General features: G+C 65.0%; 10 protein-coding genes. 6 read left to right on the top strand and 4 right to left on the bottom strand.

Going from position 1 to position 10697, the window contains the following annotated elements; all coding sequences use genetic code 11:
* Positions 1 to 503, bottom strand: a 503-nt coding sequence (orn, locus tag N5D48_RS24495; protein ID WP_279888613.1) for an oligoribonuclease, incomplete at its 3' end; no start/stop codon positions are given.
* 109 nt (positions 504 to 612) lie between these two features.
* On the opposite strand from orn, the gene rsgA reads away from it, so the two are divergent.
* On the top strand, positions 613 to 1644 hold the full coding sequence (gene rsgA, locus N5D48_RS24490; RefSeq protein ID WP_279888612.1) for a small ribosomal subunit biogenesis GTPase RsgA: 1032 nt from the start codon (positions 613 to 615) through the stop codon (positions 1642 to 1644).
* Between the two features lie 146 nt (positions 1645 to 1790).
* Complete coding sequence (locus N5D48_RS24485) at positions 1791 to 2270, top strand: molecular chaperone Tir (protein ID WP_279888611.1); 480 nt, start codon at positions 1791 to 1793, stop codon at positions 2268 to 2270.
* Between the two features lie 66 nt (positions 2271 to 2336).
* Here N5D48_RS24485 and motB read toward each other — a convergent pair whose 3' ends face one another.
* Together motB and motA are read right to left on the bottom strand one after the other, a co-directional pair.
* Positions 2337 to 3353: a flagellar motor protein MotB gene (gene motB / locus N5D48_RS24480; RefSeq protein WP_279888610.1), complete on the bottom strand. Its 1017-nt coding sequence runs from the start codon at positions 3351 to 3353 to the stop codon at positions 2337 to 2339.
* Positions 3354 to 3356: 3 nt separating this feature from the next.
* Complete coding sequence (motA, locus tag N5D48_RS24475) at positions 3357 to 4208, bottom strand: flagellar motor stator protein MotA (protein WP_279888608.1); 852 nt, start codon at positions 4206 to 4208, stop codon at positions 3357 to 3359.
* Between the two features lie 130 nt (positions 4209 to 4338).
* On the opposite strand from motA, the gene N5D48_RS24470 reads away from it, so the two are divergent.
* From N5D48_RS24470 to asd, 3 genes are read left to right on the top strand one after another with little or no spacing between them, the layout of a single operon-like run.
* Entirely contained in the window at positions 4339 to 5874 is a 1536-nt protein-coding gene (locus N5D48_RS24470; RefSeq protein WP_279888606.1) for an HDOD domain-containing protein, read from the top strand.
* A 44-nt stretch (positions 5875 to 5918) separates the two neighbouring features.
* Positions 5919 to 6728 (top strand): rhodanese-like domain-containing protein, encoded by an 810-nt coding sequence (locus N5D48_RS24465; RefSeq protein ID WP_279888605.1) that lies wholly within the window; start codon positions 5919 to 5921, stop codon positions 6726 to 6728.
* A gap of 9 nt (positions 6729 to 6737) precedes the next feature.
* Complete coding sequence (gene asd, locus N5D48_RS24460; RefSeq protein WP_232856319.1) at positions 6738 to 7601, top strand: archaetidylserine decarboxylase; 864 nt, start codon at positions 6738 to 6740, stop codon at positions 7599 to 7601.
* 182 nt (positions 7602 to 7783) lie between these two features.
* Here asd and serB read toward each other — a convergent pair whose 3' ends face one another.
* Entirely contained in the window at positions 7784 to 8998 is a 1215-nt protein-coding gene (gene serB, locus N5D48_RS24455; RefSeq protein ID WP_279888602.1) for a phosphoserine phosphatase SerB, read from the bottom strand.
* Positions 8999 to 9134: 136 nt separating this feature from the next.
* Here serB and N5D48_RS24450 point away from each other — a divergent pair, with 136 nt between their 5' ends.
* Positions 9135 to 10589: a histidine kinase gene (locus N5D48_RS24450; RefSeq protein WP_279888600.1), complete on the top strand. Its 1455-nt coding sequence runs from the start codon at positions 9135 to 9137 to the stop codon at positions 10587 to 10589.
* Positions 10590 to 10697: the final 108 nt, after the last annotated feature.

Here is a 10697-nt window from a genome sequence, read left to right as displayed (position 1 = left end):
CCAATCGACTCGCGGATGTCGTCCAGGGCCAGGTGGGTGCTGCCCTTCTTGAAACTGTCACGCACGTCCGGCGCCCAGCGTGCAGCCAGCTCCTTGAGGGTCGAGACATCGAGGTTGCGATAGTGGAAATAGTTTTCCAGCTCGCGCATATGGCGATAGAGGAAACGGCGATCCTGGCAGATGCTGTTGCCACAGATCGGCGACTTGCCCTTCGGCACCCACTGCTCGAGGAAAGCGATGGTCTGCGCCTCGGCCTCGGCCATGCTCACCTTGCTCTCGCGCACGCGCTGGGTCAGGCCCGAGGCGCCGTGGGTGCGAGTGTTCCACTCGTCCATCCGCGCCAGCACCTCGTCGCTGTGATGAATAGCGATCACCGGGCCTTCGGCCAGAGTGTTCAGCTCGCTGTCGGTGACGATGGTGGCCATCTCGATGATGACGTCGTTGTCCGGATCCAGGCCGGTCATTTCCAGATCGATCCAGATCAGGTTCTGTGGGTTCTGCATGAAAAGGCTCCTCGAATAGCCCGTCATATTAGCCTAGCGGGGCGGCTCGTGGGCGCGCCGTGCTAAACTGCCCGCCGTTTTCCTTCTGCCCCGCCGACACGGAACCCTCATGGCCAAACGCCAGCTCAACCGCCGCCAGAACTGGCGCATCGAAAAGATCCAGGGCGAACGCGCCGCCCGCGCCGCCAAACGCGAGCAGCACGTCCTGCAAGAGCTGGAGGGCGGCGACCTGGGGCCGGAACAACTGGGCCTGGTGATCGCCCACTTCGGCGTTCAGGTCGAAGTCGAAGCCCAGGACGGCGAGGTGGCCGGCCAGGTGTTCCGCTGCCACTTGCGGGCCAACCTGCCGGCCCTGGTCACCGGCGATCGAGTGGTCTGGCGCGCCGGCAACCAGGGGATCGGCGTGATCGTCGCGCAGATGCCGCGCAGCACCGAGCTGTGCCGCCCGAATAACCACGGCCAGCTCAAGCCGGTGGCGGCCAACGTCGATCTGATCGTCATCGTCTTCGCCCCTGCCCCCGAACCGCACCCCAACCTGATCGACCGCTACCTGGTCGCCGCCGAGCATGCCGGCATCCGACCGCTGCTGTTGCTGAACAAGGCCGACCTGATCGATGACGAGAATGGCCCGACCCTCCAGGCGATGCTGGAGGTGTACCGCGGCCTGGGTTATCCACTGCTGGAAGTATCCGCCCACCACGGCGATGGCATGCAACGTCTGCAGCAGACGCTCGATGGCCATATCAGCGTGTTCGTTGGCCAGTCGGGCGTGGGCAAGTCCTCGCTGGTCAACAGCCTGTTGCCGGAGGCAGACACCCGCGTCGGCGGCCTGTCGGAATGGTCTGGCCAGGGCACGCACACCACCACCACCGCCCGCCTGTACCACTTCCCCAATGGCGGCGACCTGATCGACTCGCCGGGCATTCGCGAGTTCGGCCTGGTCCATGTCAGCCGCGACGATGTCGAAGACGGTTTCATCGAGTTTCGCGAGCTGATCGGCAACTGCCGCTTCCGCGACTGCAAGCACGACCGCGAGCCCGGCTGCGCATTGCTCAAGGCGCTGGAAGATGGCAGCGTCACCCAGCAGCGGATGAACAGCTATCGCTCGATCATCGCCAGCCTGCCGGAAGACACCTATTGACCAGATATGGCTGTAGGAATACCTAACCCGCTCAAGTAGGAACCATCTGGTTTTTCGGTCGCCCATTGCCCCACCCTCGGCTTTCCTCGAAGGTCGTGCTTCAGCCTGGCAGGTCCTGCCGGCGAGGATCAGGGAGGACAATGCACATGCCGGTTTTCATCAGTTACCGCCACGACGAGCGACTCGACGCCTTCATTCTCAACGAGCGTCTGCTGCTCGAGGGCATTCCCACGCAACTGGTGCGCTTCGACGACGAAGGACAGACCTTCGACGACCTGCACGGCAGCTTCTGCCAGCAGATGACCGACGCCACCCACTGGGTCGGGATACTGCCACGCAACCATGGCGACGACTGGTGGACCGCCTGGCTGCTGGGGGCCGCGGCCATGGCGCATCGACGGGTGAGTTTCTATCACGCAGGCCCCGGCGAATTGCCGGGATACCTGGGCAAATGGCCGACGATGAGCAAGCGTGAGCATATCGACCTGTTCGTGCGGGCCTATCATGACGAGCAGACCTTTGGCCGGGCCATGGCCTCGATGAGCAGACGCGGGACGGTATCGGACAGGGACAACGCCGACTTCTTCCACGCCGACCTCAAGGCCAAGATCCGACGGGGCTTCTGAATGCCTTTCGCCGGCAAGCCAGCGGCCATAGGCCCGGCGAAAGGGCCGCGGGGCGGCCCCTGGCGCTTACTGGTCCTTGGCCTCGTCCATCTTCAGCACGCCATCCTCGAAGATATTCAGCTTCTGGCGCAGCTCGCGCGGCTGCATCGGCGTATCGGCCGGCGCCGTGCCAGCACCGGGCACGCCCCCCGCAGGCGGCGTGGCCCCGGTCGGCGGCGCCTGCTCCGGCGCACCTTGCTCACCTTCGATGGTGCGCTGCGCCTTCTTGGTCAGGACGATGATGTCGATGCGGCGGTTGACCGGATTGAACGGATTCGCCCGGTCGAACAGCGACGACGAGGCATAACCGACCACCCGCGCCACCTGCTCGTCCGGGTAGCCACCGGCGACCAGGGCCCGGCGCGCGGCGTTGGCGCGGTTGGCCGACAGCTCCCAGTTGCCGAAGTCGCCAGTGCCGGAGTACGGCTTGGCATCGGTGTGGCCGCTGATGCTGATCTTGTTCGGCACCGCCTTGATGGTGTCGGCCATGGCCAGCAGGATGTCCTCGAAGTACGGCTGCAGGCGCGCGCTGCCGAGGTCGAACATCGGCCGGTTCTCGGCGTCCATGATCTGGATGCGCAGGCCGTCCTGGGTGATCTCGAACAGGATCTGGTCCTTGAACTTCTGCAGCTGCGGGTTTTCCTCGACCTTGTTCTGCAGTTCCTGCAACAGCAGCTCCAGGCGTTCGCGCTCGACCTGCTCGGCCATGGTCTCGACCTTGTCCTTGTCCAGCTGAATGCTGGTGTCAGGGGTCGGTTCGGACTTCACTTCCGGGTTGATGGTCTTCTCTGGCGCCAGCTCAGGCGAGCCGCCGAGGTCGATGATGTAGGGCGTGCCGCTCTCGGAGAAACCGATCGGGTCCTTGAAATAGCCGGCGATGGCGATCTTCTGCTCGGGCGTGGCGGTGGAAAGCAGCCACAGCACGAGGAAGAACGCCATCATCGCCGTGGCGAAGTCGGCGAAGGCGATCTTCCAGGCCCCGCCATGGTGGCCGTCGCCAAAGCGCTTGACGCGCTTGACGATGATGGGCTGATTGTTCTCCATGGCTTAGCGACCGCGTACTGCTTGTTCCAGCTCGGCGAAGCTCGGACGGTGCTTCGGATACAGCACCTTGCGACCGAACTCCACCGCCAGCGATGGCGGCATGCCCGAGGCCGAGGCCACCAGCGACGCCTTGATGGCCTCGTAGACGTTCAGCTCTTCCTTGGCGTCATGGCGCAGGGCGTTGGCCAGCGGGCCAAAGAAGCCATAGGCGGCAAGAATACCGAAGAAGGTGCCGACCAGTGCCGCACCCACGTGCAGGCCGATGGATTTCTGGTCGCCGTCGCCCAGCGAGGCCATGGTCACCACGATGCCCAGCACCGCCGCGACGATACCGAACCCGGGCATGCCGTCGGCGATGCCGGTCACCGCGTGGGAAGGGTGCTCCAGCTCTTCCTTCATGCTCAGCAGTTCCATGTCGAACAGGCCTTCGAGCTCATGGGGCGCCATGTTGCCGGTGGACATGATGCGCAGGTAGTCGCAGATGAACGCGGTCATGCGCTCGTCGTTCAGCACGGCGGGATATTTGGCGAAGATCGGGCTGGCCGCGGCGTCCTCGATGTCGCCCTCGATGGCCATCATGCCTTCGCGACGGCTCTTGTTGAGGATCTCGTAGACCAGACCCAGCACTTCCAGGTAGAAGGTGTGGGTGAAGCGGGTGCCGAACATCTTCAGCGACTTCTTGACCACATGCATGGTCATGTAGCCAGGGTTGGCCTGGAGGAACGCACCGAAGGCCGCACCACCGATGATCAGCACTTCGAACGGCTGGATCAGTGCCGCGATCTTGCCGTGGGAAAGCACGTAGCCGCCGAGCACGCTCGCGAATACGACGATGATGCCGATAATTTTAGCCATAAGTTGGAAGCACTTGCTGTCGTGGTCAGGGTAGGGAACGAGAGCCTTTAAACTCTTCTTCTACTTATCGGCAGAACTGCGCCAGACTATAGCCACTCATTGCGAAAAGCCAGTTCGGACTGATGTCAATATGCCAATTGAAACCAAGGTGCCAAATCAGGTTCCGTCGAGTCTAGAGGCCTGGGTAAAGCTGCTCGACGGGATTCGAGTACCCGTGCCGAAAGACAGCCACGACCGTGTTCTACAGGCCATCAACGACAGCCGCCGCTCCCTGCGCGACATCGCCGAACTGATGCAGGACAGCCCTGCGCTGGTGCTCTGTGTGCTGCGCGAGGCCAACCACCCGGCCAACGCCAGCCTGGCGGAGCCTGCCGAAAGCCTGGAAATCGCCCTCAACCGCCTGGGGCTGACCCGCACCAGCCAGTTGCTGGCGCGCCTGCCGTCGATACCCGCCGACGAGATCCCACCGGTGCTGCGCCAGTTCCTGCTGATCAGCCAGCACGCCACCCAGCAGGCCAACGGTCTGTTCGCCAACCGCCTGGCGCGGCTGTGGCAGGAAATCCACTGGGGGAGCCTGCTGTTCCTCTCGCCGCTGTGGCCGCTGGCCCTGGCCTACCCCAGGCTGCTGGACACCTGGGAGCTGCGGGTCATCCACAAGGGCGAGGAAGCCGCCGAGGTCGAACGGGAACTGTTCGGCGTGCGCCTCATGCAACTGTGCCAGGCCGTGGCCGAGCACTGGCGCTTGCCCGAGTGGGTGACCCAAGGCTACCGACTGCTGATGGACGAACGCGAGCAACTGGCCCAGGTATTGAGCATTGCCCGTGAACAGGACCCGCTGGTCCAGCAGCAGCGCCTGGACGACGCACCGGCCCTGCGCCGCTGGTTCAACCAGCCCCCCAACACCGTGCTGCTGGCCAACGGCCTGGCCCTGGCCGCCCAGGTGGGCTGGGACAACCCGCACCTGCTGCGCTGGCAATTGCTCACTGCGCTGTACCTGCAGACCACCCTGGACGACGTCCAGCAACAGGTCCACCAGCAGGCCGCGGCCAGTGCCCGTCATCATGCACGGCATGCACTGTTCCACCCGGCCGAGGCACTGATCTGGCCCTGGCACCAGCGCCGACCGCACCCAGACATGCTGACACCGCCACCGCCCAGCACCGAAGACCTCGGTCGCTGGCGCGCGCTGTGCCAGGAGTTGCTGGTACAGCCCAGCCCGTTCAGCAACGCCGTGCACCTGGCCACCCAGGCCCGCGACGCCCTGCTGGCCTGCGGCATGCAGCGCATCATGCTGCTGAGCCTGGACAAGGCCACCGACTACCTGCGCGTGCAGCAGACCGCCGGCCTGCCGCGAGAGGCCGCCGCGATGGCATTGCCCGTCGTACAGAACAAATTGTTGCAAAAGTTGATGGCAAAAGCCGGGCAACTGCGCCTGACGCCCGACAACCACGCCCAGTTCAGCGCCCTGCTGCCAGCACCGCTGCGCGCCTTCTTCCGCAGCGAGCACCTGCTGCTGCGCTCGCTGGCGGTAGGCGACCAGGTGCTGATGCTGGCGGTGGCCGACCAGAGCGGCAAACCACTGGCCGATGTCAGCGTGCAGGCGTTCGGCAAGACCGCGCAATGCGTGGAGCGCGCCCTGGCCGTGTTTGCCACCCGCAATGCCTGACCCTTGCGCTACAATCGCCCCTCTTTCCACCCTGGAGAACGTGGATGACTGACTTTTCCGGCCTGCCCCTGGTGATCGAAGCCGAGGACCTGCAGCCGCGCCTGGATTCGCCAAGGCTGATCCTGGTCGACCTGACCAGCGCCAACCGTTATGGCAGTGGGCATATTCCCGGGGCCCGTTTCGTCGACCCGAAGCGAACCCAGTTGGGCCAGCCCCCAGCACCCGGCCTGCTGCCGGCCCGTGCCGACCTGGAGAAACTGTTCGGTGAGCTCGGTCACCGCGACGATGCGGTCTACGTGGTCTACGACGACGAGGGTGGAGGCTGGGCCGGACGGTTCATCTGGCTGCTCGACGTGATCGGTCACAAGGGCTACCACTACTTGAATGGCGGCATCCAGGCCTGGCCGGCGGACAAGCTGTCCACCGAAACGCCTGAAGTCGCCGGCGGCCCGGTGAGCCTGCAGCTGCATGGTGAACCCACCGCCACCCGCGAGTACCTGCAAAGCCGCCTGGGCGCCGCCGACCTGGTCATCTGGGACGCCCGCGGGCCACTGGAATACAGTGGCGAGAAAGTACTGGCCGCCAAAGGCGGGCATATTCCCGGCGCGATCAACTTCGAGTGGACCGCCGGCATGGACCTCAACGACCACCTGCGCATCCGCAAGGATATCAAGGAGGTCCTGCAGAACCTGGGCATCACCCCGGACAAGGAAGTGATCACCCACTGCCAGACCCACCACCGCTCCGGCTTCACCTACCTCGTGGCCAAGGCCCTAGGCTATCCACGAGTGAAGGGCTATGCCGGTTCCTGGGGCGAATGGGGCAACCACCCCGATACGCCCATCGAAGTTTAAGGACGCTCAATGAAATCCCGCTTGTTCATCATCAGCCAGTACCTGCTGCCGCACCACCTGCTCTCGCGGCTGGCCGGCTGCGTCGCCGAGTGCCGCGCGCGCTGGTTCAAGAATGCCTTCACCGCCTGGTTCGCCAAGCGCTACCAGGTGAACATGTCCGAGGCCCTGGTCGAAGACCTCAGCGCCTACGAGCACTTCAACGCATTCTTCACTCGCGCCCTCAAGCCTGGCGCCCGCCCGCTGGACGAAACACCCGGCGCGATCCTCTGCCCGGCCGACGGCGCGGTCAGCCAGCTCGGCCCGATCGAGCACGGTCGCATCTTCCAGGCCAAGGGCCACGGCTACAGCGCCCTGGAACTGCTGGGCGGCGATCCGGCCCTGGCCGCACCGTTCATGGGCGGCGAGTTCGCCACCATCTACCTGTCGCCCAAGGACTACCACCGCGTGCACATGCCGTTGGCCGGCACCCTGCGCGAGATGGTCTATGTGCCGGGTCGGCTGTTCTCGGTCAACCAGACCACCGCGGAAAACGTGCCTGAGCTGTTCGCCCGCAACGAGCGTGTGGTCTGTCTGTTCGACACCGAGCGTGGGCCGATGGCCGTGGTGCTGGTCGGCGCGATGATCGTCGCCTCGATCGAGACCGTCTGGGCCGGCCTGGTCACGCCGCCGAAGCGCGAGCTGAAGACCTTCCGCTACGACGAAGCCAGCCGTGCGCCGATCCACCTGGAAAAAGGCGCCGAGCTGGGCCGCTTCAAGCTGGGCTCCACCGCCATCGTGCTATTCGGGCCGGAGCAGGTGAAGTGGGCCGAGAGCCTGGGCGCCGGCTCCGCGGTGCGCATGGGTGAGCTGCTGGCGCAGCCGAACCAGGCCTGACCACCCGGTAATAAAAAAGCCCTGCATGATTCAAATCATGCAGGGCTTTTTTTGCCTTGGGATTGCTGGGAGGGCTTCGCCCTCCTTTCGCGGCGCAAGGCCGCTCCTACAGGGGTACACGATCATCTGTAGGAGCGGCCTTGTGCCGCGAAAGGGCCGCAACGCGGCCCAAGGGCTCAAGATCAACCGCGCGCGTCGCGGTCACGCAGGCCCAGCAGGTACAACACACCATCAAGCCCCAGGGTGGAAATCGCCTGCTTGGCCGACTGGCGCACCAGCGGCTTGGCACGGAAGGCCACGCCCAGGCCGGCCAGGGACAGCATCGGCAGGTCGTTGGCGCCATCACCGACCGCGATGGTCTGCTCCAGCTGAAGGCCCTCGTCATTGGCCAGCTTCTGCAGCAACTCGGCCTTGCGCTGGGCATCGACGATAGGCTCGACGGCCACGCCGGTCACCTTGCCGTCGACCACCTCCAGTTCGTTGGCGAACACGTAGTCGATGCCCAGGCGCGCCTGGACCTGCTTGGCGAAGTAAGTGAAACCGCCAGACAGGATCGCGGTCTTGTAACCCAGGCGCTTGAGCTCGGCGAACAGATGCTCGGCGCCTTCGGTCAGGCGCAGCGAGGCACCGATCTGGTCGAGCACGCCCACATCCAGGCCCTTGAGCAGCGCCATGCGTTCCTTGAAGCTGGCACGAAAATCCAGTTCGCCGCGCATGGCGCGCTCGGTAATCGCCGCCACCTGCTCGCCGACACCGGCGGCCTTGGCCAGCTCATCGATCACTTCGGCCTCGATCAGCGTCGAGTCCATGTCGAACACCGCCAGGCGGCGGTTGCGGCGGAACAGGTCGTCACGCTGGAAGGCGATGTCGATGTTCTGTTCCTCGGACAGCGCGAAGAACGCCGCGCGCAGGGCCTGGGCATCGCTCGGCTCGCCGCGCACGGAGATCTCCAGGGCAGACTTGCCCTTTTCGCTCGGCGCGTCCAGCACCACGCGGGCCGACAGGCGCTCGATGCGCTCGATGGTCAGGCCGGCCTGGCTGATGATCGCGCTGACCCGCTGCAACTGCTCCGGGGTGATCCGACGGCTGAGCAGGGTGACGATATGGCGCGCCTCGCCCTGGCTGTCGGCCCAGTGCTGATAATCGGTTTCGGAGATCGGCGTGTAGCGCGCCTGCAGGTTCAGCTCGTGAGCCTTGGACTGCACGCTCTGCAGCAGCGCGGTGGCCACTTCGTTGTCGGGAATGTCGACCAGGATGCCGAACGACAGGGTACCGTGCATCACCGCCAGGCCGATGTCGAGAATGTTCACACCGCCCTGGAGCAGGACGCCGGTGATGGCCGCGGTGAGACCTGGACGGTCTTCACCAGTGATGTTGATCAGGACGATTTCGCGCAAGACCGGGGCTCCAACTCGATGAAAAATGCGCATTCTACCGATTTTCCATGACCATCGGGCGCCAACGATACTTTGCCGACAAAACACGGATCGCTATACTGCGCAGCAACTTTCTCGCCATGAAGAGCCGCGCTCTGTGAACCGGCCCACGCCCGTAAAATCCGATAACTTCTTCCTGATGATCTACCGAGCCCTGAGCCAGCGCCGGATTCCACTGGCCCTGCGCATCGCCAGCTACAACATTTTCCTGGTAGCCCTGGCCCTGGTGATCTATGCCTGCGTGATGGGCCTGCAGTTCAAGCAGGCCATGCACGAGCAGGCCGATGCCGTCGGCCAGAGCCTGACCACGCAGACCGCCACCTCGGCGACCGAGCTGCTGGTGTCCAACGACATCCTCAGCCTCAACGTGCTGCTGGGCAACCTGGTGAAGAACCCGCTGGTGGCCCACGCGGCGATCTACAGCGTGGACAACCGCATCCTCGCCGAAGCCGGCCAGCGCCCGCGCAACAGCCTGCTGGGCGAAGCCGAAGGGGTTTACCAGACCAAGATCACCTTCCAGGACGTGACCGCCGGCCAGTTGCGCATCAGCCTGGACATGAACCAGTTCCAGCAGCCGATGCTGATCAGCCTGCAGAGCATGGGCATCCTCGCGGCGATCCTGCTGGCCCTGGCTCTGACCCTCAGCCTGCGCCTGGGGCGGTTCATCTCCTTGCCGCTGCTGCAACTGCGAGTATGGCTGCGCGACCCGCACCCCTATACCCCAGCCACCGACCGCCAGGACGAGATCGGTGACCTGGCGCGCCAGCTGCACGCCCGCCTGGCTCCGCCACCGCCACCGGAACCTGAAGAAGAGGACGAGGCGGACGATTTCGAAGAAGCTCCCATCCCCAAGGCTGCCGCACGGCCGAAAGTGGCTGCGCACGCGCAGGAGCAGCATGACGAGGACGACGACGCCTTCGCCGGCCTGATGGACGAGGAAAGCGCCCCGGCCAAAGCCCTCGCCGTCGAATCCGACGAGCCTCGCAGCAGTGCCGTGCTGGCCGTGCAGCTTGGCTCCCAGGAGCAGCTGCGACGCCTCCCACGCAGCCGTCTTACCGAGCTGCTGGAACGCTACCGCGACTGCCTGGATCAAGCCGCATCGCTGTACGAAGGTGAAGTCCATACGCTGAACGACGGCAGCACCCTGCTGCTGTTCCACAGCCGCGACAGCGGCGAGGACTACCTGACCAACGCCATCTGCTGTGGCGAGCTGCTGCGCGCCCTGGGCCACGCCCTGCAGATCGAGGTCGCCGACAGCGGCATCACCCTGCAACTGCAGCTGGGCCTGGTGCTGGCCGACGACCTGCATGGCATGGACCAAGCGGACCTGCTGATGACCGAGCAGGCCCAGGACGCCCTGGCCCTGTCGCAGCACAGCCGCAACCTGCTGCTGGTCGAGCGCCGCATCAGCGATGATGCGCTGGTGCGCCAGCGCGCGCGTATCCGCCCGATCGCCAGCCCTGAAGGCGCCTGCTGCGTGGAGCGGTTGATGGAGCCGTACCCATCGATGCTGGAGCGCCAACTGGCGCGGATGCACGAGCGCCGCGTCTGAGATTTAGGGGTTACGCGATCCCTGTAGGAGCGGCCTTGTGTCGCGAAAGGGCTGCAAAGCAGCCCCTGGGATTTCAGATGGAGCGAAGATCCTGGGGGCGCTTCGCCC

The organism is Pseudomonas sp. GD03858 (assembly GCF_029840925.1).
Taxonomy (GTDB): Bacteria; Pseudomonadota; Gammaproteobacteria; order Pseudomonadales; family Pseudomonadaceae; genus Aquipseudomonas.
The sequence above is the reverse complement of the archived record's forward strand: the minus strand, read 5'-3'. Positions and strand labels throughout refer to the sequence as shown.

What these genes read in the sequence shown, in the direction of transcription:
- rsgA (WP_279888612.1), top strand. Translation starts at nt 613, where the DNA reads ATGGCCAAACGCCAGCTCAACCGCCGCCAGAACTGGCGCATCGAAAAG.
- N5D48_RS24485 (WP_279888611.1), top strand. Translation starts at nt 1,791, where the DNA reads ATGCCGGTTTTCATCAGTTACCGCCACGACGAGCGACTCGACGCCTTC.
- motB (WP_279888610.1), bottom strand. Translation starts at nt 3,353, where the DNA reads ATGGAGAACAATCAGCCCATCATCGTCAAGCGCGTCAAGCGCTTTGGC.
- motA (WP_279888608.1), bottom strand. Translation starts at nt 4,208, where the DNA reads ATGGCTAAAATTATCGGCATCATCGTCGTATTCGCGAGCGTGCTCGGC.
- N5D48_RS24470 (WP_279888606.1), top strand. Translation starts at nt 4,339, where the DNA reads ATGCCAATTGAAACCAAGGTGCCAAATCAGGTTCCGTCGAGTCTAGAG.
- N5D48_RS24465 (WP_279888605.1), top strand. Translation starts at nt 5,919, where the DNA reads ATGACTGACTTTTCCGGCCTGCCCCTGGTGATCGAAGCCGAGGACCTG.
- asd (WP_232856319.1), top strand. Translation starts at nt 6,738, where the DNA reads ATGAAATCCCGCTTGTTCATCATCAGCCAGTACCTGCTGCCGCACCAC.